Raw genomic sequence first — 26999 nt, forward strand, 5'->3', positions numbered from 1 at the left:
ACCTCGCCAACGGAAGATTGCCAGAGCGGACGAATGGGGCGGCCTCGAAAGCCGTTGTAGCACTTCGTGTTACCAAGGGTTCGAATCCCTTATCTTCCGCCAGTCAAGGTCCCTGATCAGCCGTCGCCCCGGGCGCCGGTCGAGTCAGGGACCTTCGTGGTTTTGGCCGCCGGTTGCCGGTCGCCGTGCGGCATCGAGAACGCAGGTTTGGGCCGAGCGCGAAGTGGGCATCCTCCCGGCGCCACGCTCACGAGGACCCTGCTCACCATGACCAACCACGACGCCGCCATCCTGTCCGACATCGACATCGAAGAACGGGCGGAGGACGCCGGTGAGCGGTTCGAGGTGGTCGGCCGTGCCGGCTGGGTCGCCAAGGGCTTCGTCTACCTCCTCGTCGGCGTTCTGTTCGTCCGCATCGCTCTCGGGTCGTCGAGCGGTGAGGAAGCCAACCAGGCCGGTGCCGTGGAGAAGATCGCCGAGCAGCCGGCGGGGCGCGTGTTGCTGGTGGCGCTTGGCGTCGGTCTTGCCCTCTATGCGATCTGGCGCCTGCTCACGGCGGTCCTGCCGGGGGACTGGACCGGGCGGGCCCTGCTCGACCGCATCGGGTATCTCGTGTCGGCCGGCATCTACTCGTCACTGCTGCTGACGATCGTCGGCGTGATCCGGCAATCGTCGTCCTCGTCCGGTGAGCGAGAGGACCGGATGGTCGAGGGCGCCGTGAAGGATGTGCTCTCGATGACCGCCGGTCGAGTGCTGGTCGTCGTCGGCGGGCTCGTCGTGATCGGGATAGGTGCGGCCTTCATCAAGAAGGGCGTGACCCGCAGCTTCCGTGACCAGATGTCGGGCGACCACGGCATCGAGGGCACGATGATCGACCGGCTCGGCACCGTCGGCTGGATTGCACGCGGCGCGTCGATGGGGATCATCGGAGGCTTCCTGATTCGGGCGGCATGGCTGTTCGACCCCGACGAGGCCGCCGGACTCGATGATTCGATACGCCAGCTCGCGGACCACCCGGTCGGTGCAGCGCTCAGCGTTGCGGTAGGACTCGGCTTCATCGCCTACGGCGTGTTCGCTGGGTTGTCGGCTCGCCACCGTGATCTGGAGGGGCCACGCAATGACTGACGTACTCCAGACCAACGACCGTGTCGCCACGCCGTGGTGGAAGCGCACCTGGCCCCTGGGACGGACCGAAGCAGTCCAGCTCCTCGTCGCCCTGGTCGCCGTGATCGCATGCTTCGTCGTGCTGGGTGAGATCCTCACCCAATGGACGGCACCCAACGCCGTCGTCGAGCTCGACACACGCACCGCCGAGGACCTGGCCGCCGGTCGATCGGCCTCGACCAACGAACTTGCCTCCTGGAGTGTGTTCCTGGCCAACACTCCGGTGAAGATCGGTCTGTCGATCGTGCTCGCCGGCCTGGCGGTGTGGCGTTGGCGGCGATGGTACGAAGCGGCGTTGATCGGCGTCACGCTGGCCTTCGAAGCCACGGCGTACTTCACGACCTCTCGCCTCGTTGGTCGGCCCCGACCCGACGTCGAACGGTTGATCGATTCGCCGGTGGACACCAGTTTTCCGTCCGGCCATGTCGCTGCCGCCACCGTCTATGCGGTGCTCGCCATCATCGTGATGCAACGGACCGAGTCGTCCCGTGCTCGTTTCGTCGCCATTGCACTGGCCGTACTGCTGCCGATCGCCGTCGCCTGGGGGCGGATGTATCAGGGCATGCACTTCTTGTCCGATGTCGTGGCCGGCACGGTGCTGGGCATCGTGTCGATCGTGATCTGCCACCGGATCCTCCGCCCGCATCAGCCTGAAACGAAGGGATGGATCTCGTGACGCCTGAAACTGCACCAAACGATGCCACCGGGACCTACGCTCGCGTCGAGACTGCGGCCGTCGGGAACACCATGGCCACCGGGAACACCGTCGCCATCTGGAATCCTGCGAGCGGGAGTGCGCCGGACGAAGCCGAACTTCGAGCGGTATTGGGCGACGAGACAACGCTGGTCGAGACCACCGCGGACGATCCCGGCGCCGGCCAGACACGCGAGGCGGTGGCCAATGGGGCGGGGATCGTCGTGGCCTGCGGGGGCGACGGGACGGTTCGAGCGTGCCTCGAACCACTGTCTGAGACCTCGACGTCGCTCGCCATCGTGCCACTGGGAACCGGCAATCTCCTGGCGTCGAACCTCGGCATCGATGCCGGCCTCGACGCCGCCGAGGGCATCGGTGTGGGCAATCGTCGCCGAATCGACCTCGGCGTCGTGAACGACGAGGCCTTCGCGGTCATGGCGGGGTCGGGCTTCGATGCGCTGATGATCCGCGACGCCAATCCGAAGCTGAAGGCGAAGGTCGGCACGGCCGCCTACGTCCTGTCGGCGATCAGGCACCTCCGATCAGATCGAGCCCGAACGACGATCGACATCGACGGCAGCCGCTGGTTCGATGGCTGGTCGACGATGGTGCTGGTCGGCAACTTCGGACAGATCAGCGGTGGGCTCGAGGTGTTCCCCGATGCATCCCCCGACGACGGCAAGCTCGACATCGCCGTCATGTCTGCCACCACGATGCGAGAGTGGGGGTCGATCCTCTGGCGACTCGTTCGCCGCAAGGAACAACGTCTCGACCTGGCGAGGCGAGCACAGGGTGCGTCGATCGAGGTGGAACACGCAATCGCCCAGCCGTATGAACTCGACGGCGAGGATCGTCCACCGACCACGAAACTGCAGTTCTCGATCACACCGGGTGCGCTGAGCGTGCACCAGGCCGGAACGGGAGATCCGGAGGACACCAAGTGACCGCGCTCACCGAGCTCGACGAGGTCCTGCGGGCTCGCCCCATCCAGGGAGCGGTCAACCTGGCCGGGTATGAGTCGGCGGCCACCCCACTCTTCGACGGCTCGAAGTCTGACGCGAAGTCGGCTCTTGCGGACATGTCGGAGGACCTCTTCGATGCCCACGAGCTCCTCTATGCCGAAGCGCAACGCTCGGTCCTCCTCGTACTGCAGGGACTGGATTGCAGCGGCAAGAACGGCACGATCAAGCACGTCGTCATCAACATGAATCCGGCCGGCGTCCGGGTGTCGTCGTACAAGGAACCGACCGAGGAGGAGGCGAAGCAACACTTCCTCGAACGCTTCCGACCAAACCTTCCGGCTCCAGGTCAGCTCGGTGTCTTCGACCGTTCCTACTACGAGGATGTCATCGTGCCGGTGGTCGACGAGACGGAACCATCTGAGGTGGTCGAACGGCGGATCGGAGAGATCAACGAGTTCGAACGCTGCCTCGTCGACGATGGCGTGACGCTCGTCAAGTGCCTGCTCCACCTCTCCTATGACGAGCAGCGTGAGCGGTTTCTACGACGGCTGCGCCGTGATGACAAGCGATGGAAGTTCGCCGAGTCCGACCTCGACACTCGTCGATCATGGAACGAGTATCAGGCCGCGTACGGTGCCGCCGTCGCGGCGACCTCTACCGACCACGCGCCGTGGTACGTAATCCCTGCGGACCACAAGTGGTACCGCAATTGGGTGATTGCCAAATTGCTTCTGGCGACCTTCGACTCGCTCGGCGCCTCCTATCCCCAGCCAGGATTCGATCTCGACGAGCTTCGACGCCGCCTCGAACCGCCACACTGAGCGTCGATGACGTCGCCATCGACCGGCCCACGGCCCCTACTCACGCTCGACGACCGCGTGGTCGCCACGCTGCGACGCTTCGGCTATCTCATCGCCGTCGGTGCGGTGCTGGCCAGCGCGCTCGGCCACCGCTACGGATGGCTGGACTATCGGCCGGGTGGAGCCGCGTTCGACAACCAGGTGCGTCCGGTCGTCACCGCCATCTTCGTGGTCGCCATGCTGATCGCGCTCCGGTGGGAGATCATCGGAGGGGCGTTGGCCGCCTTTGCCGGTGCGGCGCTGATTGCCTTCGCCGCCAACCAGCTCGTTGCCGTGCACGCCGTGATCGTCGTTGCCGTCCTCGTTGTGCCTGCGCTGTGTTGGGCGCTGATCGACCTTGCCGATCTGTCCCCGCGGCCGGCCATCGTCGGCGTCTCGGGCATGTTGGCCATGGCGATCGCCGGCCTTGTGGCCGGTCAGCAGGTCTACGCCCACTTCTGGGGTCCGACGCATCCCGAGTCGGACGTCGTGGCCCCTCCGCCATCGGCCATCGCTTGGGTGTGGTCCGGCGCGGTCACGAGTACCAGCGCCGAGATCCGCGCCCATCCACGAAATGACTACGAAACGGCCCGCCTTGCGCTGTCCACGTCAGCCGACCTGAGCGATGCCGTCGTCGTCGACGCTCGGGACGAATCGGGACGAGTGGTCGGCTTCGAGCTCGATCAGCTGCAGCCAGCGACCCAGTACCACTACGCCGTCGAGATCGATGGCGACCTCGACACCACTCGGGCAGGCACGTTCCGGACCTTTCCCGAGGGTGCATCGTCCTTCCTCGTCGCCATCGGTTCCTGCGCCCGGGTCGGTTCCAACGGCGCAGTGTTCGACACCATCGCGGACCTCGATCCACTCTTCTACCTGATCGCCGGCGACTTCCACTACGGCGACAACGGTCGGAACGATCTGGTCCGGTACCAAGAAGTGATGGACCTCACGTTGTCCGAGCCGGCGCAAGCGGCGCTCTATCGCCAGACGCCGGTCGCCTACATGTGGGACGACCACGACTACGGCGGCAACGACGCCGATGGGAACTCGCCGAGCCGCCAGGCCGCCATGGCGGCCTACCGGGAACACGTGCCCAGCTACGGCCTTTCCGGTGACGAGTCGGCGATCTACCAGGCGTTCACCGTCGGCCGCGTCCGGTTCATCCTGACCGACGCCCGATCGGCCAGGAACCTGCAGAACGACGACAACTCCGACGCGCCGAGCATGCTCGGCCCCGAACAGAAGACGTGGTTGAAGCAGGAACTGATCGAGTCCTCGCAGACTCACGAACTCGTGGTGTGGCTGAACCCGGTGCCGTGGATTGCAGCCGCCGAAGATGGCGCCGACCACTGGGGTGGCTACGCCGTCGAACGCCGGGAAATCGCCGACGTCATCGCCGACAACGACATCGACAACCTGCTGATGATCAGCGGAGACGCCCACATGGTCGCCATCGACGACGGAACCAACACGGACTACTCGACCGATGGGTATCCGGGCTTCCCCCTCCTTCACGCCGCGCCGCTCGACCGTCCTGGCAGCGTCAAGGGTGGTCCCTACAGCGAAGGGGTCAGTGCATCGGGCGGACAATTCGCCACGCTCGAGATCGCCGACAGCGGTGACACGATCACGGCAACGATGCGGGGACTGACATGGGATGGCGAGGAGATCATGCGTCTGGACTTCACGACGCCATCGAGGGGCACGTAGCCCGGGATCAGCCGATCACTCGACGTTGAACGTTGCCATCAGCCCGCTGATGATGAGCACCCGCGTCACCGCATCGCTCGGGTCGACGAGATACAACGAGCCACCCCCATCGATCGAGTGGCGATGGATCTCGATGAGTGCGCTGATGCCGGAGGAGTCCATGAACGTGCATCCGCTGAGGTCGAGGCGCACGAGCGCGCCATGGGAGGTGGCCGCGGCGACCACCGCAGGAGCCGTGGCGGCATCGATCGCTCCTGCGACGCTGATCCCGCTCAGCCCGAGTGGGGTGATCCGCACGTGGCCCATGTATCGAGTCTGCCCCAATTGGGTGGAGAGAACACGTGGAGTTGCGGCGCGTCGCGCCGAGTCCCGGAGTCGTAGCCTAACCGGTATGTCGTCCGCGCCCGTGACCGTCGCACAGGTCGGCGCTCGACGATGACGCCGCCGCCGAGCATCGTCTGGGCCGAGCAGGTGTTGGGTCCCATCGACGCGTGGACAGATCTTCCGGGTGGGATGTCGTCGGAGATCCGTCGTTGTCGCAGCGGCAGGCGATCATTCGTCGTCCGACACATCACCGACCTCGAGTGGCGGCAGCGAGAACCCGGGCTCATCGACGCCGAGGCAACGGCACTCACCCTGCTGCAGCCGTCGTCGGTCCGGGCTCCCCGACTCTTGGCGTCGTCGCCAGCCGACGGCATGTTGGCCATGTCGTGGGTGCCGGGCGAGCTGGCGACGACGCCGTCGAGTGTGGCCGAGCGAGCCGGGGACCTGGGCAGGTTGGCGGCCTCGATCGCAGCGGTGCCGCTCCCGAGTGAGCACGCATTGCCGGAATGGCGGAGCTGGGCTCCCGAGCGTCCGACCGTCCCCGACGGCGGCGACGAAGCGCTCTGGCGCCGCGCCATCGCCGCGGGTCGTACCGACGCTCCGAGCCAGTCTTCAGCGGTGCTTCTCCACCGCGATCTGCATCCACTCAATGTGCTGTGGGATGCCTCCGGGCCGGTGGTCGTCGACTGGGTGAACGCTTGCGTCGGCCATCCGCACGCCGAGCTTGGTCACGCTCGCTGGAACCTGGCAGTACTCGGCGATGAGGACGCCGCCGACGCCATGCTGGCGGCCTACAACGAGCGCTCGTCGTTCGGTCCGTACTCGCCGTGGTGGGACATAATGGCGGTCCTTGGTCTGCTGCCGCTACCGGTGGGGCTCGGCGGATGGCACGCCGTCGGTCGGACCGACCTCACCGCAGCCCGGGTGCTCGACGCAACCGAGCGGTTCCTCGAGCGCTCGCTCGCCGCGTTCGAGCACTGAGGCCGGGATTCTCAGCGCTCGATCGGAACGGACCACTCCAGGTCGGTGCCGCCGTCGGGCAACGTGCGGATCTCCATGGTGCCGCCCAGTTGTTGTGCTCGTTGGCGCAGGTTGGCCAGCCCGAAGCCCGGGGTCGAGTCGGGGTCGATCCCGATGCCATCGTCGATGACCCGCACCGCGAGGGCGGAGCCCGCTTCGATCGCCAGGCTGATGGTGACGGACGAGGCCCGAGCGTGTCGGACCACGTTCGACAATGCTTCGTTGAGGGTGGGAACGAGGTGCTCGCCGAGGGAGTCCGGCAGGGAGTCGAGGTCGTCATCGATATGGAGGTCGACGTCGCACTGCACACTGATGTCGTGGTGCATCAGGAGGCTCCGGACCCGGGAGCTGAGCGATTCGGTCGGGCTGGTGAGCCGGAAGATCGATTCGCGCAACACGGCGATGGTCTCGTCGAGTTCGCTGATGGCGCCCGTGGCTCGATCGCGGAGCCGATCCGGGTCGTTGAGCGCCGCCTGGAGGCGCATTCCGGTAGCGAAGATGCGCTGGATGACGAGGTCGTGCAGATCACGTGCGATGCGATCTCGATCCTCCGAGACGGCGAGCCGCTGCTTCATCACGGCCTGCTGGCGATCGATGTTGAGCCGCTCGGTGACGTCACGAATGATGGCCATGGTGTACGGCGTCCCGTCGACCACCACCGGACTCAGCCCGATCTCGACCGGCAGCTTCGACCCGTCGGCCCGCCGCCCCATGAGCTGGGTCTGCAGCTCTCCCATGTGGCGGACGCGAGGTTCTTGCTGATAGCCGGAGCGGTGTTCGGCGTGACGCTTGCGCGAGCTTGGTGGAACGAGGAGCTCGACCGGTGAGCCCACCAGTTCCTCGTGGCGGTAACCGAACAGATCGAGTGCCTGATGGTTGGCGACGGCAATGGTGCCGTCAGACCTGACGACGAGAATCGCGTCGGGCGCTGCGTCGATGAACTCGGACCCGAGCGCCCTGCTGCTCACGAGATTCGTATGGCCGGGTGCGACTTCGTCGTCGGTGGTGTCATTCATAACGATTCTTCCGGCGCTCGTCGAGACGGGCGGCGAGCGCCGCTGCCTCGGTGCGTCGGTGCATCCCGAGCTTCGACAGGACGTTCGACACGTAGTTCTTGACCGTCTTCTCGGCCAGGAACAGCTCGTCGGCAATTTCGCGATTCGAACAACCCTCGCCGATGAGATCGAAGATGCGCCGTTCCTGGGGCGAGAGCCCCTCGAGCATGCCCGCCTCGGTGCCCTTCAACCGCTCGGTGCCCAGACGAACCATCGCCGGATCGAGCAATTGGGCGCCGCCGGCGACCTTGCGAATCGAGTCGATGAGCTCATTGCTGCGGATCTGCTTGAGGACATAGCCCGAGGCGCCAGCGTCGGCGGCATCGATCAGTGCCTGGTCGTCAGCGAATGACGTCAGCATCAGGCACGCAGTCTCCGGGTGTTGCTCCTTGATCTCCCGGCAGACAGCGATGCCGTTCCCCTCACCCAGGCGAACATCGAGGACGGCAACGTCGGGTGCCAGCTGACCGACGAGCCGCAACGCCTCCGGTCCGGAACCCGCCTGACCGACGACCTTCATGTCGTCCTCGGCGTCGATCAGATCGCTCAAGCCGACTCGAACGATCTCATGATCATCGAGAAGAAAGACGGTGATAGGAGTGTCGCTGGAACTCACGTTGTGTCCTCTGACCGGGATGGGCCCCACCAGTATCGAGGAAAAACGCCGTAGGTGACACTCTGCTGTCAGTTCGCATCGCGAAGGGCTGTCAGTTCGCATCGCGAAGGGCTGTCAGTTCGCATCGCGAAGGGCTGTCTGTTCGCGACGCAGGTGCGCTCGGCTCAGTCCTCCGAGCGGTGGTTCAGAGGGCGCGAGCCGAGCTCGGTGATCAGGCCATCGAGCACATCGATCGCCTGCTCGAGTCGGTGCCGCTGCGCTGGGCTGTTGGCGCCGTCGAGACACATCTGCAGGTTGAGACCGGTCGCATACAGCTGCTGCACGATCGACTCGGTACGTTGATCTGGAGAACCCTCGGTCGCACCGGAGTTGGCGCGGTTGCGCTCGGTCGGGTCACAGATCGTCACCACGACAGAGTGAAGCGAACGACCAGGGGCCAATAGGGTCGAACGTCACACCCTCGGATCCCCGCTCATTCACTCGCCGAGCTCGCCCAACGATTCGACGGGAGGTGTCGGGCGTAGCCTGCAGAGCGATGATGGCGATGCATGCAATCTGGCCCCGCGACCGAGACTCCGTCAAGGGAGCCCGCATCACGAAGGAGTCGGCGGCGCGGGTCTGGCGTTTCGCCGAACCGTACCGAGGCATGGTCATGGGATTTCTCGCCATCACCACGGCGCAGGCTGCCCTCGGGCTGGTGCCTCCCGTGCTCTTCGGGCGGATCATCGACGACGCCATCCCGAACGCCGACAAGCGTCTGCTCGGGATCTTCGCCTTCTTCATCGTCGGGTCATCGCTCCTCGAGGGGGCGTTGGCACTCGGCGAGCGCTACCTGTCGGCGCGCATCGGCGAAGGGGTGATCTACGACCTCCGCTCGGCCTTGTTCGATCACGTCCAACGCATGCCCATCGCCTTCTTCACCCGGACCCAGACCGGAACGCTCACCAATCGTCTCAACAATGACGTGATCGGAGCGCAACGAGCCCTCACCGCCACGCTCGGCACCGTCGTCGCCAACGTGATCACGTTGGTCACCACCCTCATCGCCATGTTCATCTTCGAGTGGCGGCTGACCGTGCTGGCACTCATTCTGACCCCGTTCTTCGTCCTGCCCTATCGTCGAATCGGGTCGGTACAGCAGAACATCACCCGTGAGTCGATGGATCTGAACGCTCAGATGAACTCCACGATGACCGAGCGCTTCAATGTCTCGGGGGCCCTCCTGACCAAGCTGTTCGGCCGTCACGACGACGAGGTCCGCCTCTTCTCGAGCCGAGCGGAGCGCGTGCGCGACATCGGTATCCGATCGGCACTGTTCACCCGAGCGTTCATGATCATGCTCGGCCTCCTCGGCTCGATCGGCACGGCACTGGTCTACGGCCTCGGCGGTCTGATGGTGATCAACGGCGACTTCAGCGTCGGTGATCTCGCCGCCATGGGCCTCCTCGTCGGCCGGATCTATCAGCCGCTCACGGGTCTCACCAATGCTCGCATCGACATCCTGACCGCGCTCGTCAGCTTCGACCGGGTCTTCGAGGTGCTCGACGCCCCGAGCCCGCTCGCCGACGCCCCTGATGCGATCGAACTCACGGCTGCCAAGGGCCGGATCGAGTTCCGCGACGTCACCTTCCGCTACCCGTTGTCGAACGAGACCATCATCCCGTCGCTCGAGACGCCGTCGTCCTCGCTGTCCGACGCCGACGCTCGACCCGTCATCGAGCACCTCGGGCTTACGATCGAGCCGGGAACGCTGGTGGCCCTCGTCGGTCCGTCGGGCGCAGGGAAGACCACGATCACGAACCTCGTTCCCCGGCTCTACGACGTCACCGACGGCGCCATCTTCGTCGACGGGCACGACGTTCGGGACTACACGCAGAGTTCGCTGCGTCGGGCGATCGGGGTCGTGGTGCAGGACCCGCACCTCTTCCATGAGTCGATCGCCGACAACCTGCGCTACGCCAACCCCGATGCCAGCGAGACGGACATGATCGCAGCATGCAAGGCGGCGCAGATCCACGACGTGATCGCCAAGTTGCCGAGCGGTTATGACACGGTCGTCGGTGAGCGTGGCTATCGATTCTCCGGTGGTGAGAAGCAGCGCCTGTCGATCGCCCGCATGCTCCTGAAGGATCCCGCCGTGGTGATCCTCGACGAGGCGACCAGCCACCTCGACTCCGAGAACGAGGCGCTCGTGCAGGCCGCGCTGGCCGAGGCACTCGAGGGGCGCACGGCTCTCGTCATCGCTCACCGGTTGTCTACCATCACCGAGGCCGACCTGATCGTGGTGCTCGACGATGGACAGGTCGCCCAATCCGGTACGCACGAGGAGTTACTCGCTGAGGGTGGGGTCTACGCCGACCTCTACCAGCTGTTCGTTCGCTGACGAAGAAAGCCGAGGCCCGTCATGTCTGGTCTGAGTGGTCTGATCGCCGGCGCCGGCGGGAACACCGAGGCCAACCTGTTGGCGGCGCGCTGGCTCATGGCGTTGTCGCTCGGCTTCCACATCGTCTTGTCGTGCCTCGGCGTCGCCTTCCCGACCCTGATCTATCTCGCGCACCGACGCGGTCTGCGTGACGACGACGTCGATGCCCTCGCCCTGGCCCGGCGCTGGAGCAAGGCCGCTGCGGTGCTGTTCGCCGTCGGCGCCGTCTCGGGAACGGCGCTGAGCTTCGAGATGGGCATGCTGTGGCCGGGCTTGATGGGCACCTTCGGCGATGTGATGGGGCTGCCATTTGCACTCGAGGGAATCTTCTTCTTCCTCGAGGCGATCTTCCTCGGGATCTACCTCTACGGATGGAAGGGTCTGCCGGCCCGCCTCCACCTCGCCACGCTGATCCCGATCGGGTTGGCCGGCATCTTCGGGACGTTCTGCATCCTGGCGGTCAACGGCTGGATGAACGAGCCGACCGGCTTCGACCTCGCCACGTATCGGGCAACCGGCGAGGTGGTCGACGTGGAGCCGTGGCGGGCGATGTTCAACGGCTCGGTCCTGCCGCAGTTCCTGCACATGCTGCCGGCCACCTACATGGTCACCGGCTTCGGCGTTGCGTCGGTCTACGCCGTCGGCTGGCTCCGGGGTCGCCGCGATCGGCTCCATCGGCTCGGCGTCGTCATCGGCTTCACCGTCGGAGCCGTCACCGCTCCCATCCAGTTGATCACCGGCGACCTCGCGGCTCGTAACGTTGCCGCCGACCAGCCGGCGAAGTTCGCAGCCATCGAATTGCTCGAGACCACGACCGCCGGCGCTCCCATGACCCTGGGCGGCGTCATCGTCGACGGCAAGAAGGTCGGTGCCATCGAGATTCCCGATCTCACGTCGCTCCTGCAGAGTTTTGACCCGAACGCCACGATCACCGGGCTCGACGCCGTCCCACCCGATCGGCGCCCACCGGTCAACGTCGTCCACCTGTCGTTCCAGCTCATGGTCGGGATCGGGATGTCACTTCTCACGCTTGCCGCCTTCTCCGGGTGGAAGCGGTGGCGGACCGGTGAGCTCCCGACGGCGACCTGGTGGTATCGCCTGGTTGCCTTGACCGGTCCGGCGGCGGTGCTTGCCCTCGAAGCGGGTTGGACCACGACCGAGACCGGGCGTCAGCCCTGGATCGCCCAACAGGTCATGCTCGTCGAGGATGCCGTCACGCCTCGAGACGGGATCGGTCTGGTCCTGGCGGGTTTCGTCGTGGTCTACCTCGGCCTCGGCGCGTCGGCCTGGTTCGTGTTGCGCAGCATGTCGAACCGTTGGCGAGCAGGAGGTGATCCTCCGACACCGTACGGTCCGACCGAAGAACGATCGCACGATGCCGGCGATGGCGGGGCCGCCGGACGCGTCGAGGTGGCTCACTGATGCTCGTCCACGTCGTCATCTCGATCATCTGGCTCGGCGTGCTCGCCTACGCCGTGTTCGGCGGGGCCGATTTCGGCTCCGGCGCGTGGGATCTCCTCGCCGGGTCCTCCAACCGCGGCGCCGATGTTCGCCATCGCATCGATCGCAGCATCGGTCCGGTCTGGGAGGCGAACCACGTCTGGCTGATCTTCGTCCTGGTGTTCCTCTGGACCGGGTTTCCGAGGGTCTTCGCCGCGCTGGTCACGGCGGTGTTCATCCCGATGCTGGGCGTCGGGGTGGGCATCATCTTCCGGGGTGGGGCCTTCGTGTTCCGCAAGTCGTCGTCGTCGTTCGAACAGGCTCGGTTCTTCGGCGCCCTCTTTGCCGTGTCGTCGTTGGTGACGCCGTTCTTTCTCGGCGCCGCCGTCGGAGCCGTCGCATCCGGGCGGGTGCGGCTCGACCAACCGATCGACCCGTGGCAGGTCTGGATGACCCCGACCTCGTTGCTCGGCGGCGCACTCGCCGTTGGCACCTGTATGTGGCTGGCGGCTGTCTTCTTGGCAGCCGACGCCGACCGCGATGGCCAGCCGCACCTCACGGCGTACTTCACCCGTCGATCGCAGATCACGGCGGTGGTGCTCGGCATGGTGTCGCTCGTCGGGATCTACGTCATCGAGTCGGACGCCTCCTCGCTCGCCGACGGTCTCGAAACCTGGGGCGCGCCGCTGATCGTCGCCTCCGGCGCCTGCGGCTTGGCCACGATGTACCTGCTCGCACGCGGACGCCCGCAGGTGGCGCGGGTGCCCGCTGTCGGGGCCGTCGTGAGCGTGCTCGTCGGTTGGGGCGTCGGCCAGTATCCGTGGATGCTGGTCGACGAGATCGAGATCGCCGACGCCGCTACGTCGTCGGCCACACTCTGGGCTCTCGTGGTGGCGTTCGCACTTGCCGTCGTGCTCGTCATTCCTTCGCTGTTCTGGCTCCTACGACTCACCGCCGAGGGCGCACTGTCGACCGATCAGAGCCGTGGCGATTCCAGTTTCGCCCGGTTGGAGTCGCTCGAAGGCGAGCACTGAGCGAGGATCTGCGGGTGACCGAACTCGTCGACCTCACCGCCGTTGCCCAGCAGGAAGCCTTTCGATCCGGGGAGGTCTCGGCCCGCGAACTGCTCGATGCTCACGTGCGAAGAATCGATCAACGCAACCCGGAGCTCAACGCCATCGTTGCCCTCGATCCCTCCCATGCCTTCGAGCGTGCCGAGGCGCAAGACGCAGCGCTGGCCCGTGGCGACCAACTCGGCCCCCTCGCCGGGCTCGTGACGGCACACAAGGACTTGACCGACACGATCGATTTCCCGACCACCTACGGCTCGCCGATCTTCGCCGACCATCGGCCCGTCGCCGACAGCTTGATGGTGGCGAGGATGAAGGCGGCGGGCGCACTGGCCGTCGGCAAGACAAACACGCCGGAGTTCGGCGCAGGCTCGCATACGCACAATCCCGTCCATGGGATCACCCGCAATCCGTGGCAACCCGAGCGTTCGGCCGGTGGATCGTCCGGGGGCGCAGCGGTCGGATTGGCAACCGGGATGCTCGCCCTTGCCGATGGCAGCGATGCCGGTGGGTCGCTCCGCAACCCGGCGGGATGGAACAACATCGTCGGCTTCCGGTCTTCGTCCCGGCTCGTCCCCAGTGTCGGCCCCGGGAACGCGTTCCTTCCCTACGGGATCGAGGGACCGATGGCTCGGACGGTCGATGATCTGCTGTTGCTGCTCGAGGTGCTCGCCGCTCCCGATCCTCGCGACCCGTTGCATCGCACGGTCGACTGCCAATCGGCGCGACAACCCGTCGAGCGGCCGCTCCGTGTGGCCTACAGCTCATCGCTGGGTGGACTCCCGGTCGAGGCCGACGTGTCGGCGGTCATCGCGACCGTCCCCGAGTGGCTGACCTCGATGGGATGGGAGGTGGTCGACGCCGAGCCCGACATGGGTGGCGTCGACGAGCGCTTCGAGACCATCCGGGCGTGGTACTACGCCAATGGGCCGCTCGGAGCGTTGGGCGAACGTCTGAGCGAGGCGAAGGCCGTGCTGGGCGACGAGGTGGCGAGAGGCCGGGCGTTGAGCGCAGCCGATGTGTGGCAGGCGCAGTCACATCTCACCGTGTTGTGGCGTCGAGCCGTCGAGTTCTTCACCGACATCGATCTGCTCGTCGCTCCCGTGAGTCAGGTGTCGCCATTCCCCGTCGAGTGGGAGTACCCCACCGAGGTCGCCGGTTGCACGATGGGTCGCTACCTCGAGTGGATGCGATCGTGTTCCCGGGTCACGATGTTCGGCCTGCCGGCGCTGTCACTCCCGGCCGGCTTCACGGATGCCGGCCTTCCGGTCGGGGTGCAGGTGGTCGGCGCGCCACTCGGCGATGCCCAACTCCTGCGAGCAGCTCGGGCCATGGAGTCGGCCCGGCCCCAGCACCATCACCGTCCGCCTGCCTGACCGCGGGAGCCGACCACCAGGCCCCACATCGAGGGCGTCACGGCACCAGTGGCTCCGGCGCGTCGGCGTCAGAGGGGATCGGCGTCACGGCCACTTCGGCGATCACGTGCCGGTGCACCGACGTCACCGTGATGATCCACTGATCCAGCACCACCTCGTCACCTTCACGGGGGATGCGGCCGAGCTGGTCGAGCACCAGGCCGGCGATCGTGGTGTAGTTCCCGCTTGGCATCTCGACGCCGATGTCTGCGAGATCGTGCACCGGATAGGCGCCAGGAACGATCAGGGTGCCGTCGCCCTCCGTTCGAACGGTGGTGGGGTCCGGATCCGTCTCGTCGTAGATCTCGCCGACCAGCTCCTCGAGGAGGTCCTCGATGGTGACGATGCCTTCGACACCGCCGTGCTCGTTGACAACCAGCGCCATGGGGGCTCGGGCGACCTGGAGATCGCGCATCGTCGGCAACACGTGGGCGGCCTCGGGGAACACCGGAACCTCGGCCATGGCGGTCGTGATCGGCTCGTCGGCCCCGGTGAGCAACTGTCGGAGATGGGTCACTCCCATCGTCATGTCGAGGTTGCGAGACGGGGCGACCGGCGCCCGGGTGTGTCCGGACTTGGCCAGTTCGGCGAGCGCGTCGGCGCAGGTGTGGTCGGCGTCGAGCACGAAAACCGACCGGCGAGGCACCAGGACCTCGGCCAGCGTGCGGTCTGCGACCTCGAAGGTGCCATCGATGATGAGGCGCTGTTCGGCCGTGAACTCGTCGTGACCCGAGATCATGTCCCGGAGCTCTTCCTCGGTGACCTCGGCACGATGCCGGCTCGGATCGCCACCGAGCAGACGCACGGCCAGGTCGGTGGAGTGCGACAGCAGCCACACGGCGGGTCGTGTGGCCGTGGTCAGTGCGGCGAGCGGTCGGGCCATGGCCATCGCCCAGGCCTCGGCTCGCTGAAGGGCAAGTCGCTTCGGCGCCAGCTCGCCGAAGACGAGTGTCAGGTAGGCGAGGATGAGCGTGGTGACGACCACCGCCGTCGGGCCCGCCGCCCCGCCGAGGAACGACAACGGTTCCTCGAACGGGGCAGCGAGGGATACCGCGGCGGCTGCCGATGCGAGGAAGCCGGCCAGCGTGATCCCGATCTGGATGGTCGCCAGGAACTGGTTGGGCTGGCGCGCCAGCCGTGCGAGCGTGGCACCGGTGGACGATGCAGCCTCCAGCCGTTGGAGTTGGCCTTCGCGCAGTGACACCAGTGCCATTTCGGTGCCGGCGAAGGCCGCGTTGAGGATCACCAACACACCGATCAACGCCAGCTGGGGAAGGATCTCGTTCAACGGAGGACCTGCACCTCCGAGCCCTCGACGTCGGCGCCCTCACCACGACGGCCGAGCTTGCCCACTTCGAGCACGACCAGCAGCGCAACGCCCAGGCCGACGCTCACGACGAGATCGATGACACCGAGCGGTTCGAGATCGAGGAAGCTGCTCAGCGGGGTGTACAACGCGGCCAGCTGCAGACCGACGACGGCGCCGGCGATGGCGAGCATCACGGGGTTGGTGGTGAACCCGATGGTCCGCAGTGACTCGGTGTTGGACCGTGTCCCGAGCGCCTGGAACACCTGCATGAACGCCAGCGTGGTGAACATCATGGTCTGCCAGAGATCGCTCCCGGATTCCCGGTAGACGAAGCCGACGGCCAGCGAGGCGGCACCGATCACGGCGCCGACCCAGAGGGTCTGCCGTCCGAGTCCGTCGGCCCACAGGCTGGCGCCGGGAAGATGGGGCGGGCGTTGCATCACCCGTCGTTCGGCAGGCTCGACACCCATCGAGAGCCCGAGCAGGCCGTCGGTCATCAGGTTCAGCCACAGCAGCTGGAGAGGAAGGAGGGCGACGGCGTCATCGAACTCGCCCCCGGCCAACAGGTACGGCAGCGGCCAGCCGAGCATCACGATGATCTTGCCGAGGTTGCCGGCGACGGCGAAGCTGACGAATCGCCGGAGGTTGTCGTAAATCACCCGCCCCTCCTCGACGGCGGCGACGATCGTGGCGAAGTTGTCGTCGCGCAGCACCATGTCGGACGCCTCCTTGGTGACGTCCGTGCCCGTGATGCCCATGGCGACACCGATGCTCGCCTGCTTGAGAGCCGGAGCGTCGTTGACACCGTCGCCGGTCATCGCGACGACATGGTGTTGGCGTTGCAGCGATTCGACGATCCGCAGCTTGTGCTCAGGGGACACACGAGCGAACACCGGCACGGTTGCCGCCGCGTCGTCGAACTCGGCCGGACTGAGCCGATCCAGGTCGACACCGGTCAGCACCCGCTCCCCGTCGGTGATGCCGAGTTGCGTGGCGATGGCCCGTGCCGTGAGCGGGTGATCGCCGGTGATCATCACCGGGCGGATGCCGGCCGACCGGCAGCGCTCGACCGCGTCGCGAACCTCGGGCCGTGGCGGGTCGATGATGCCGACGAGTCCGATGATGGTCAGCGCCGTCTCGGCGTTTCGTGCCTGGTCGGCCGGAGCGTCGGAGGGATCGAACTGACGGTAGGCGATGCCGAGCACCCGGAGCCCGGCGGCGGCCATCTCGTCGTTGGCCGTGAGGACGCGATGCCGCTGCTCGTCGTCGAAGGTGCGGGGACCGTCGTCGGTCCAGATCTGCTCGGCGTGCGCTGTGAGACCGTCGATCGCACCCTTCACGAAGGCGACCGGACGCTCGGGGTCGAGTGCGGCGAACAGCGGGTGGCCCGAGGTGTCGGGCGAACCATGCACGGTGCTCATCCGTTTCCGGCCCGAGTCGAAGGGGTTCTCACCCGTCCGGGGTGACGCACTGCGGAGTGCCTTGACATCGATGTCGGCGCGGAGCGCCAGCTCGAGGAGGGCCGTCTCGGTCGGGTCGCCGATCATGGCGACGTCGGTCCCGGAGGGCTCCACCTCGGCATCGTTGCAGAGCACCGCCGCGGCGACCAGCAGTCGGTGCCCCTCGCTCCAGCCGTCGAGATCGATCGGCGCGCCGGGCTCGGCCATCAGTTGCTCGTTCCCCACGTGCAGGGCTGTCACGGTCATCTTGTTCTGTGTCAGCGTGCCTGTCTTGTCCGAGCAGATCACGGTCACCGAACCGAGCGTCTCGACGGCAGGCAGCTTGCGGATCAGGGCGTTGCGGCGCAGCATGCGTTGGGCCCCGATCGCGAGGGTGAACGTGACCACGGCGGGCAGACCCTCGGGGATGACAGCGACGGCGACGCTGATGGCCGTGAGCACCAGATCCGATGCGGATTCACCGCCGAGCGCTCCCATCGCCACCACGAGACCCGCCACCACGACGCCGATCAGCGCCAACTGCTTGCCGACGCGGTCGAGGCGAACCTGGAGCGGCGTTTCCTCGTCCTGCACACCCTGCAGCAGTGTCGCGATGCGGCCCAGTTCGGTGTCCATGCCCGTCGCAACGACGATGCCGCTGCCCCGCCCGGCCGCGACCTGGGTGCCGCTGAACGCGAGGCTGCGTCGATCGCCCATGGCAACGTCGTCGCCGGCGACCGGTTCGGTCTGCTTGTCGACGGGTTCGGACTCACCTGTGAGCGTGGCCTCTTCGATCCGGAGATTCGCCACCTCCAGCAGACGGAGGTCGGCGGGCACGATGGTGCCGGCCTCCAACTGGACGACGTCGCCCGGCACCAACTCGGCGGCGGCGATCTCGACGGTGCGGCCGTCTCGTCGTGCCTTGACCAGCGGTACCGACATCTGGCGGAGGGCGGCGATCGCTCGCTCGGCTCGGTACTCCTGGAAGAAGCCCAGCAAGGTGAAGAGCACGACGATGGCTCCGATGGCGCCGGCCTCGAGGTACTTGCCCAGCAACAGTGACATCAGGGCTGCTGCGATCAGGATCACGACCATCACGGCGGAGACCTGCTGCCAGATGATCTTCAGCGGATGCGTCGAGCCGTTGTCGATGAGTTCGTTCGGACCGACGTCGGCGAGGCGGCGAGCGGCCTCGTCCGCGGAGAGCCCGTCGAGCGACGAATGCTGTGCTTGGACCACCTCGTCGATCGACAGGCGATGCCAATCACGGTGATCGGAGGGAGCGGGGGAGGCAACGATGACGTCGGACACGGACGACCTTTCAGCACACGACGACTGGACGAATGCTGAACGTCTCCCCGCCCGAACGTGTCGGGCTGGCCACACCGGCTCGTTTCCGAGCGTACTGACGACTGGCCTCGAGGGGTACTCCCCTTCAGTGATGGTGACGATACCCACTTGCCCCGTAGACGTCAACGAAAATGTGTGATCGAACACACCATTTCAAAACCATCTGTTGGCGGTCGGCCTCGCCCCGGCGTCCACGCGGTCCGAGCGACACCGGAGGGTGATGTGTGTGATCATGCGGCCATGAGCAACGCCACCCACTCGTCCTTCGTATCCTCCGCCGACGGGATCGAGATCGCCACGTACGCCTGGACCGACGTCGCAGGGGCCGCGCGTGGGGTGGTCCAGATCGCTCACGGGCTCGCCGAGCACGCCGGTCGCTACGAACGTTTCGCCATGGCGCTCAATCGTGCGGGCTACCTGGCGTTCGGTGTCGATCATCGAGCACACGGCCGGACGGGTCAGGATCACCTCGGTGACTTCGGTGCTGCAGGGTTCGACGGCCTGATTGCCGACGTTGCCCAGTACGGCCGCCTCCTCGCCGATGAGCACGATGCCCTCCCCCTCTTCTTGTTCGGGCACTCGATGGGGTCGTTCGCCTCGCAGGCGGTCATCGTCGATCACTCGACGCAGTACTCGGGCGTCGTGCTCTCCGGTTCGACGGTGCTCGACGTGCTCGCCGCGGGGATGGCGGCGTCGGACGGGCCGGTCGGGCTCGAGGCATTCAATGTCGGGTTCGAGCATCGGACCGGCTACGAGTGGCTGTCACGCGACGAGGCCGAGGTCGATCGATACGTCGCCGATCCGTGGTGTGGGTTCGACCTTCCAGAGGACACCGTGCCGATGCTGTTCGCGCCCGCCGCCCGTCTGGCCGACGCCACGGTGCTTGCCGGAATACGCGGTGACCTCCCGATCCTGATCGCATCGGGGAGCGACGATCCGCTCGCCGGCGGCGGACAACTGGTCGAGTTGCTCGGGCAGCGCTATCGCGACGCCGGGATCGACGACGTCAGCGTGACCGTCTACCCCGGAGCGCGTCACGAGATCTTGAACGAAACCAATCGCGACGAGATCACCGCCGACATCATCGGCTGGCTGTCCGCCCACACCGCTGGGTGAGCGCCGCTCGCCTCAGGTTGCTTCGAGGGTGACAGTGCACCGTGTCGTGCCGGCACGCTGGTGCGACGCGACGATGTCGACCTTGGTGCCGGCCGCAGCTCGCACCACCCAGCTGACGAGTGCTCGGTTCGGCGTGCCGTCATTCCCGCCGGTGAAACGAGCCTGGGCGAAGCCGGCGAGCTGACCGAGCGGTTGGCGGTGGCTGGTGCCCTCGATCGTTGCTGCTCCGTCGGGCAGTTCGATGTCGGCAACCACTGGGCGCACGATCGACTTCTTCGCCGCCCACTCGGTCACGGTGGTGGGGAGGTAGCCGGTGTTGGCGACGCCGGCGTTGATGCGCCACACATCGTCGCCCAGGCGATCGACCGACAGGTGCTCGATCGCCAGGCATGGCGATGCGAGCGCCTGGAAGATGGCGAAGTCGGCGTGGGGTGCCACCTCGTCGGCCAGGAGCGCATCGGGCGGGTTGCTCCACGAGTGCAACGAGTCCCAGCCGCCGACCTCGATCGGTCCGAGCTGAGGATGGTCGAACGGCGCCCAGTCCACGTAGGCGCCGGGATGGTGTTGGTCGAACCAGCGCAACACCTCGAGCTCGATCTCGGGATCGAGTGTGACCCACCACAGTGAGGTCGGGGCCCGCTTGCCCGTGGCGGCGAAGACCGGATCCCAGAACTCGGTCGTCCACGAGTAGATGCCGAGGTGCTCGTACGCCCAGTCGTCGCTGGCTCCCGACATCGTGTCGGACCGGTCCCAGGTGAAGTCCTCGAAGGTGGAGTGCACCGGGAAGCCGGACAATTCCGTACAGCGCTTGCCGAGCTGTTCGAACATCCACACGTCGCCCGGTGGGAGCGCGCTGTCGGCTTGGGTCGACGATGGGCGGAGCAGCACACCGCTGTAGGTGTGATAGGCGTTGAACCCACAGATGTTCGGGCGAGCGGTGATCGCCCGCATCAAGGCGAGGGTCTCGGGTTCGCTCCCGGGAAAGTCGCCCGACCCGGGGATGTTCGTTCCCCAGCCCGCTGCGTAGTTGCGATTCAGGTCGAGGCCCTGGACCGCCCTCGGGGTGGGAACGGTGTAGCCGTCGAAGTCGGTGATGAGCCCCTCGTCGAGCATGCGATAGCGGGGACGGTCGCAGAGCCCGGTCGATGGCACCGGCACCATGAGCCGCTCGTCGTCGGCGTGGGTGGTCCAGGCCCCGGTGGGGTCGGCGATCCGCATGCTGAGGATGCGGCCGTCGCCGGTGACGTCTTGCTTGTGGAGCCCGGGCTGGGTCCAGCGGTCGGTCCACGGCCACGGGCGCACACCGGAACGGAGATGTCGAGGATCGTCGGCCAGGGCCAGCTCGGCGCCGTCAGGGTTCACTCGGGGCACCACGTAGAACGTGCGCGTTCGCAGTGCTGCCGTGACCGTGTCGTCGCGGCCGTGCTCGCTCACCAGACGGTGGACGAGGTTGATGGCAGCGACACTGGCAGTGAGCTCCGTCGCGTGGATGTTCGCGTCGACCCACATGGCCGGCTTGTCAGCGTGGTCTCCCGTTGCCCGATCGGTGACCGTGACGAGCCAGATCTCGCGACCCTCGTGCGATTGCCCGATCGAGGTCAGCCCGACCAGGTCGGGATGGTCGCCGGCAACGCGATGCAGGTAGGCGGTCAGCTCGTCGTAGCGGCAGAAATGGTCGAGAGGTGGTTCCACGCCGTGATCGTACGGCCGGGGAGCGCGCCGACGCTGGTCGCCGGCGCACGGCGCTGCACTCTTCGAACTGCGGCCTGCCCGCCTGGACCGGAACTGGTGCATGATGGCGGGGTGATCGTGCATCTGATCGATGGGACCTACGAGCTCTTCCGCCAATTCTTCGGGCGCCCCGGGCACCTGAATGCTGCCGGCGAGGAGGTGGGCGCAGCCCGCTCGGTGCTACGCGACATGCTGTATCTCCTCGAGGACGGCGCCACCCATCTCGGGGTCGCCACCGACCACGTGATCGAGTCGTTCCGCAACGACCTGTATGACGGGTACAAGAGCGGCGAGGGCCTCGACCCGTTGATTCTCGGCCAGTTCCAGCCGCTCGAGGACGGCCTCCGAGCGCTCGGCATCACCCTGTTCCCGATGGTCGAGTTCGAAGCCGACGATGCCATGGGTGCCGCCGCGATCGTGGCTGCCGCCGATCCCCGGGTCGACAGGGTGCTCATCTGTACCCCCGACAAGGACCTCGCCCAAGTGGTGCAGGAGGGGCGCATCGTCCAGTTCGACCGTCGACGCGAGAAGATCTACGACGTTGCCGATGTGATCGAGAAGTACGGCGTTCCGCCCGAGTCCATCCCCGACTACCTCGGTTTGGTCGGTGATACCGCCGACGGATTCCCCGGGCTGAAAGGCTGGGGTGCGAAGTCGGCCGCTGCGGTGCTGAGCCGATACGGCCACATCGAGAACATCCCGACCGGCGCCGGTCAGTGGGACATCACCGTGCGCGGTGGCTCGAAGCTGGCCGACACGCTGGCCGAGAACCTCGCTGACGCTCTGCTTTTTCGCCGGATCGCCACGCTCGATCTCGATGCGCCCACCATCACCGACGTCGACGAACTGCGCTGGACCGGACCGACCGACGAACTCCCTACCATCGCCGAGCGGTTCGACGCCCCGGATCTCGTCACGCGAGCAGCAGCACTGGCGACCTCCCGTCGTGGGGCGGCCTCGTGATCCGCGACGCCAGGCCCGAAGATCACGCCGCATTGCTCGAGCTGAACGCGGCAAATGTCCCCGAAGTCGGGGTCATGGACGCCGACAAGCTCGACTTCTTCTTCGCCGAATCGCCCTACTTCAAGGTGGTCGAAGTCGACGGTGAGGTGATCGGGATGCTGATCGGCCTGACCGAACGCAACGTCGCATATCCGTCGAAGAACTATCACTGGTTCCTCGAACGCCATGACTCCTTCGCCTACGTCGACCGCATCGCCATCGCCGAGTCCGGTCGCGGCCAGGGCTGGGGTCCGGCGCTCTATCACGACTTCCAAGCATGGGCCGTCGCCAACGATCGACCGCGCCTCGCCGCCGAGGTCAACACCCAACCGCCGAATCCCCGATCGCTGCGATTCCACGAGATCTTCGGTTTCGACGAAGTCGGGCGCTTCCGTCCCTACGGTCCCGACGAGGAGGTCGCCATGGTCATCAAGGAACTCGCGGACACGGGAACCGCCGCTGACGCCGGCAACCCGATCACGACGGTGTACCGCGCTCGACTGGTGCGAACGGTCGATCCCGCCCGCCCGACCGCAGAAGCCGTCGCGGTGCGCGACGGCCGCATTCTCGGTGTCGGCAGCATCGAGGAGCTCTCGGTGTGGGGGCCGGTCACGATCGACGACACCTTCGCCGACTCCGTGCTCGTTCCCGGATTCGTCGAGGCGCACAGCCACGTGCTCGAGGGAGGGCTGTGGTCGTTCGAGTACGTCGGCTACTTCGACCGCGTGGGTGCCGACGGCGTTCTTCGCAAGGGATGCACGAGCATCGCCGAGGTGCTCGACCGCCTGCGTGAGATCGATGCGGCCGACACCGACCGTAGCCAACCGCTCGTCGTGTGGGGGCTCGACCCGATCTATTTCGAGGGCGAGGAGCGCCTCGTGGCGGCACACCTCGACACCGTCAGCGAGACCCGCCCGATCTACGTCTTCCACGCGAGCGGACACCTCGCCACCGTGAACACGGCGCTCATGGAGGTCGAGGGCATCACGCAGGGGATCGAGGTCGAGGGTGTCCCGGTCGATGCTGACGGCCGCCCGATCGGAGAACTGCAGGAGGCTGCGGCCTACTCGCTGCCGCGGACGGCGGCGAAGATGGTTGGTGCCGCCATCGCCGAGCCGGCGGCGATCGAGCGATTTGGCGCCAGCGCTCGCCATGCGGGCTGCACCACGGTGACCGAACTCGGGATCGCCCGCCTCGACTGGCCCGACACGCTCGACAAGTGGAGCGACGTCGTCGAGCAGCCCGACTTCCCCACCCGGGTCTCGCTGTTCTTCAACCCCGGGTCGGTGCACAAGTCGGTCGACGAGATCGTCGAGATGGTCAAGGCGCTGGCACCTCGGGCCACCGAGAAGTTGCACGTCGGTCACGTGAAGATGGTGCTCGACGGCTCCATCCAGGGGTTCACCGCCCGTCTGAACTGGCCCGGCTACCTCAACGGGGCGACCGGCATCTGGCTCTACGATCCCGACCGCTTCCGTCAGCTGGTCGTTGCACTCCACGCAGCCGGCATCACGATCCATACCCACTGCAACGGTGATCAGGCGGTCGATCTCTTCCTCGACGCCGTTGCCGAGGCGAACCGGTTGGCGCCGTGGGTCGATCATCGGCACACGGTGCAGCATTGCCAGCTCACCACGCCGGCTCAGTATCGCCGGATGGCGGCGATGGGCATGTGTGCGAACATCTTCGCCAACCACCTTTGGTACTGGGGCGATCAGCATCACGACCTCACCGTCGGTCCCGATCGGGCGAAGCGTATGGACGCGTGCGGCACCGCCGAGCGCCACGGTGTGAGCTTCTCGATCCACTCCGACGCCGCCGTGACTCCACTCGGCCATCTCCACACGATGTGGTGTGCCGTGAACCGTCTCACGCCGAAGGGTCGCGTCCTCGGCGAGGACGAGAAGATCTCCGCCGAGTCGGCATTGGCTGCGGTCACCATCGGCGCGGCCCATCAGCTCCACCTCGACCACGCGATTGGATCGATCGAACCCGGCAAGCTGGCAGACTTCACCGCGCTCAGCGACGACCCGGTGACCGTCGACCCGATGGCGATCCGAGACATCTCGGTCAACGGCACGGTGCTCGGCGGTGTGAACTTCCGGACGAACTGACGCCGTGGCCCTGCTCTGGGACGGCACACGGGTGCCGGTCACGCTGATCGGCGGCATCCTCGGATCGGGCAAGACGACCCTGCTCAACCGGCTGCTGGCCGACGCAGGTGGTCGGCGGCTCGTCGTGCTGGTGAACGACGTCGGTGACCTCGCCATCGACGCGACGCTGATCTCGTCGGTGCGTGACGACGTGATCGAGCTCACCAACGGGTGCGTCTGTTGCAGCATGACCGACGGGCTCGGCGAGGCCCTCGAGACGATTCGGCAATCGCCGCTCCCACCCGACCATGTGCTGGTCGAACTGAGCGGCGTGGCCGAGCCGCATCGGGTGGCACCGTGGGCATCGACGCCGGGCTTTCGACTCGACGCTATCGTGGTGTGTGTCGACGCCGAGCGAATCGGCCACCAACTGGCCGATCGCTGGCTGGCCGACACCGTTCGTGCGCAACTGCGCGCCGCCGACCTGATCGTGCTCACCAAGACCGACCTCGTCGATCGGCCGCCCTCGCTTCTCGGCCACACCACAGCGCCGGTCCTCGACGGTCGGTCGCTGGGGCTCGAGGCGATCCTGCAGGCCGAGCCGATCGGGGTGCCCGTCGAGTTCGACGAGCACTTGGGCACCTCTCGTTGGACGGTGTCGTCGATCCGCCTTCCGGACCCGATCGATCCCGAACGCTTCGCAGACCGCCTGGCGGACCTCCCTGTGGAGCTCGTGCGGTTGAAGGGGTTCGTGTCGAGTGGCGATCAGGCATGGATCGTCCAGGGTGTTGGCGAGCGCCGAACGCTGCTCCCGATCGGAGCCGACATCGCAGGAGGCGCTGACCGCTGGGGTCTGGTGGCGATCGCCACGCCCGATCTGACGCTCGCTGCACTCGACGACGCACTCGCCGCGCTGGCGACCTGAAGCAGATCGTTGGTTCGTGTGCGCCGGTACGGGTTCGACCGATCTGGTACCGGGCACTAGCTTGCGGCCATGAGTTCTCATGTCGCCGATGCCCAGGCCTTCATCGAGGAACACTGGGACCCGAATGGTTCGATGGCTGCCTGGCACGAGCTGGTGGTCGACAACGGATGGGCGGCACCGCGCTGGCCGGTCGAGTGGTTCGGCCGGGGCCTGTCGAACGATGATGCCAAGGAGGTCGAGGCAGTCTTCGCTGCGAACGACGCTCCCGGTCCCGGTCACGACCGCACCAATCTGTGGGCCGGCACCCTGCTCGGCTACGGGTCCGACACGCTCAAGGGCCGATTCCTCCGCCCGTTGCTCATGGGTGAGGTCGCCATGTGCCTGCTCTACAGCGAACCGGGAGCCGGCTCCGATCTCGCCGGGCTCCGCACCACGGCGGTCCGCGATGGCGATGAGTACGTCGTCAACGGTCAGAAGGTCTGGACCTCCGGCGCCCGCGACGCCGACTACGGCATGCTGATCGCTCGCACCGACTGGGACGTTCCGAAGCATCGGGGCATCACGTTCTTCTGGTTCCCCATGAAACAGGAAGGCGTGGAGGTCCGGCCGCTGCGACAGATGACCGGCGACGCCCGCTTCAACGAAGTGTTCATGAACGACGCCCGGGTGAGTGCCGACAACATCGTCGGTGGTCTCAACAACGGATGGGGTGTCCTCCAGGCGGCGCTCGCCTACGAACGGGCGGTGATGGGGCGGCCGGGGAGCCGGCCACGCGAGCAATCGAGCGAGCGAGTCGACAAGACCGCCGAGGCGATGGGCCCGATCCCGGCGCCGGATCTCTCGCTCGTTGCGCTGGCGCAGGACCTCGGCAAGAACACCGATCCGCTCGTGCGGCAACGCCTGGCCCGCATCCACGAGATGCGCAAGGTCACCGAGTGGAACGGCGATCGGGCCAAGGCCGAACTCAAGATGGGCGGGTCGTCGCCGTTGTTCTCGCTCGGCAAACTGGCGATGTCCGGTCTGCTCCACGAGGCCGGCCGTGTGCAGGGGTGGCTGCTCGGTCCCGAGGGTGCACTCGACGGGGATCAGCACCCGCGAGCGCGCGATGCCAACTACTCGCAGCTGAACGCCTACTTCACCTCGATCGGTGGCGGCACCGACCAGATCCAGCGGAACATCATCGGCGAGCGCATCCTCGGTCTGCCTCGCGAACCCGAACCCGATCGTGACAAGAACTTCCGAGACGTCCCCGCCAACGGCTGACGAGGTCGTTTGCCCTGTTTGACGATTCGTCGCCGTG

The 26999-nt window shown here is 66.6% G+C and carries 22 protein-coding genes and 1 tRNA gene; 16 read left to right on the plus strand and 7 right to left on the minus strand.

Annotated features, from left to right (window positions below):
• Positions 1-11: 11 nt before the first annotated feature.
• From R2733_11105 to R2733_11130, 6 genes are all read left to right on the plus strand, one after another.
• A tRNA-Ser gene (locus R2733_11105) sits at positions 12-102 on the plus strand.
• A 165-nt stretch (positions 103-267) separates the two neighbouring features.
• Positions 268-1125, plus strand: coding sequence for a DUF1206 domain-containing protein (locus R2733_11110; GenBank protein MEZ5377046.1), 858 nt, complete (start codon positions 268-270; stop codon positions 1123-1125).
• Entirely contained in the window at positions 1118-1840 is a 723-nt protein-coding gene (locus R2733_11115) for a phosphatase PAP2 family protein (protein ID MEZ5377047.1), read from the plus strand. The genes R2733_11110 and R2733_11115 overlap by 8 nt, the downstream gene beginning before the upstream one ends.
• Positions 1837-2802 (plus strand): diacylglycerol kinase family protein, encoded by a 966-nt coding sequence (locus tag R2733_11120; GenBank protein ID MEZ5377048.1) that lies wholly within the window; start codon positions 1837-1839, stop codon positions 2800-2802. The genes R2733_11115 and R2733_11120 overlap by 4 nt, the downstream gene beginning before the upstream one ends.
• Positions 2799-3641, plus strand: coding sequence for a polyphosphate kinase 2 family protein (locus R2733_11125; protein ID MEZ5377049.1), 843 nt, complete (start codon positions 2799-2801; stop codon positions 3639-3641). Before R2733_11120 ends, R2733_11125 begins: the two co-directional genes overlap by 4 nt.
• A 6-nt stretch (positions 3642-3647) precedes the next feature.
• The gene (locus R2733_11130; GenBank protein ID MEZ5377050.1) at positions 3648-5372 is read left to right on the plus strand and encodes an alkaline phosphatase D family protein; all 1725 of its coding nucleotides are present in this window, start codon (positions 3648-3650) and stop codon (positions 5370-5372) included.
• Between the two features lie 15 nt (positions 5373-5387).
• On the opposite strand, the gene R2733_11135 is transcribed toward R2733_11130, so the two are convergent.
• Entirely contained in the window at positions 5388-5678 is a 291-nt protein-coding gene (locus tag R2733_11135; GenBank protein MEZ5377051.1) for an STAS domain-containing protein, read from the minus strand.
• Positions 5679-5807: 129 nt separating this feature from the next.
• On the opposite strand from R2733_11135, the gene R2733_11140 reads away from it, so the two are divergent.
• A complete protein-coding gene (locus R2733_11140) occupies positions 5808-6677 on the plus strand; it encodes an aminoglycoside phosphotransferase family protein (GenBank protein ID MEZ5377052.1) in 870 nt (289 codons plus the stop codon).
• Positions 6678-6688: 11 nt separating this feature from the next.
• Here R2733_11140 and R2733_11145 read toward each other — a convergent pair whose 3' ends face one another.
• The 3 genes from R2733_11145 to R2733_11155 all read right to left on the minus strand — a co-directional run bounded on the left by R2733_11145 (position 6689) and on the right by R2733_11155 (position 8794).
• Positions 6689-7732: a PAS domain-containing sensor histidine kinase gene (locus R2733_11145; protein ID MEZ5377053.1), complete on the minus strand. Its 1044-nt coding sequence runs from the start codon at positions 7730-7732 to the stop codon at positions 6689-6691.
• On the minus strand, positions 7725-8387 hold the full coding sequence (locus tag R2733_11150; protein ID MEZ5377054.1) for a response regulator transcription factor: 663 nt from the start codon (positions 8385-8387) through the stop codon (positions 7725-7727). Before R2733_11150 ends, R2733_11145 begins: the two co-directional genes overlap by 8 nt.
• A gap of 164 nt (positions 8388-8551) precedes the next feature.
• A complete protein-coding gene (locus R2733_11155; GenBank protein MEZ5377055.1) occupies positions 8552-8794 on the minus strand; it encodes a hypothetical protein in 243 nt (80 codons plus the stop codon).
• 128 nt (positions 8795-8922) lie between these two features.
• On the opposite strand from R2733_11155, the gene R2733_11160 reads away from it, so the two are divergent.
• From R2733_11160 to R2733_11175, 4 genes are read left to right on the plus strand one after another with little or no spacing between them, the layout of a single operon-like run.
• Positions 8923-10770, plus strand: a complete 1848-nt coding sequence (locus tag R2733_11160) for an ABC transporter ATP-binding protein (GenBank protein ID MEZ5377056.1) — start codon at positions 8923-8925, stop codon at positions 10768-10770.
• 21 nt (positions 10771-10791) lie between these two features.
• Entirely contained in the window at positions 10792-12231 is a 1440-nt protein-coding gene (locus R2733_11165; GenBank protein MEZ5377057.1) for a cytochrome ubiquinol oxidase subunit I, read from the plus strand.
• Positions 12231-13283, plus strand: coding sequence for a cytochrome d ubiquinol oxidase subunit II (locus R2733_11170; GenBank protein MEZ5377058.1), 1053 nt, complete (start codon positions 12231-12233; stop codon positions 13281-13283). Before R2733_11165 ends, R2733_11170 begins: the two co-directional genes overlap by 1 nt.
• 14 nt (positions 13284-13297) lie before the next feature.
• The gene (locus R2733_11175; protein MEZ5377059.1) at positions 13298-14695 is read left to right on the plus strand and encodes an amidase family protein; all 1398 of its coding nucleotides are present in this window, start codon (positions 13298-13300) and stop codon (positions 14693-14695) included.
• Between the two features lie 37 nt (positions 14696-14732).
• Here the strand turns inward: R2733_11175 and R2733_11180 are convergent, their stop codons facing one another.
• Complete coding sequence (locus R2733_11180) at positions 14733-16022, minus strand: hemolysin family protein (protein MEZ5377060.1); 1290 nt, start codon at positions 16020-16022, stop codon at positions 14733-14735.
• On the minus strand, positions 16019-18793 hold the full coding sequence (locus R2733_11185) for a cation-translocating P-type ATPase (GenBank protein ID MEZ5377061.1): 2775 nt from the start codon (positions 18791-18793) through the stop codon (positions 16019-16021). The genes R2733_11180 and R2733_11185 overlap by 4 nt, the downstream gene beginning before the upstream one ends.
• A gap of 279 nt (positions 18794-19072) precedes the next feature.
• Between R2733_11185 and R2733_11190 the strand changes: the two genes are divergently transcribed.
• The gene (locus tag R2733_11190) at positions 19073-19948 is read left to right on the plus strand and encodes an alpha/beta hydrolase (GenBank protein ID MEZ5377062.1); all 876 of its coding nucleotides are present in this window, start codon (positions 19073-19075) and stop codon (positions 19946-19948) included.
• A 12-nt stretch (positions 19949-19960) separates the two neighbouring features.
• Here R2733_11190 and R2733_11195 read toward each other — a convergent pair whose 3' ends face one another.
• Positions 19961-21640, minus strand: a complete 1680-nt coding sequence (locus tag R2733_11195; protein ID MEZ5377063.1) for a M14 family metallopeptidase — start codon at positions 21638-21640, stop codon at positions 19961-19963.
• Positions 21641-21751: 111 nt separating this feature from the next.
• Here R2733_11195 and R2733_11200 point away from each other — a divergent pair, with 111 nt between their 5' ends.
• The 4 genes from R2733_11200 to R2733_11215 all read left to right on the plus strand — a co-directional run bounded on the left by R2733_11200 (position 21752) and on the right by R2733_11215 (position 26962).
• Entirely contained in the window at positions 21752-22642 is an 891-nt protein-coding gene (locus R2733_11200) for a 5'-3' exonuclease H3TH domain-containing protein (GenBank protein ID MEZ5377064.1), read from the plus strand.
• Positions 22639-24795, plus strand: coding sequence for a GNAT family N-acetyltransferase (locus tag R2733_11205; GenBank protein MEZ5377065.1), 2157 nt, complete (start codon positions 22639-22641; stop codon positions 24793-24795). The genes R2733_11200 and R2733_11205 overlap by 4 nt, the downstream gene beginning before the upstream one ends.
• A gap of 4 nt (positions 24796-24799) precedes the next feature.
• Positions 24800-25699, plus strand: a complete 900-nt coding sequence (locus tag R2733_11210) for a GTP-binding protein (protein MEZ5377066.1) — start codon at positions 24800-24802, stop codon at positions 25697-25699.
• A gap of 69 nt (positions 25700-25768) precedes the next feature.
• On the plus strand, positions 25769-26962 hold the full coding sequence (locus tag R2733_11215) for an acyl-CoA dehydrogenase family protein (protein ID MEZ5377067.1): 1194 nt from the start codon (positions 25769-25771) through the stop codon (positions 26960-26962).
• The last annotated feature ends 37 nt before the right edge of the window (positions 26963-26999 follow it).

Source organism: Acidimicrobiales bacterium (assembly GCA_041394265.1).
In the GTDB taxonomy this organism is placed as follows: domain Bacteria; phylum Actinomycetota; class Acidimicrobiia; order Acidimicrobiales; family SZUA-35; genus JBBQUN01.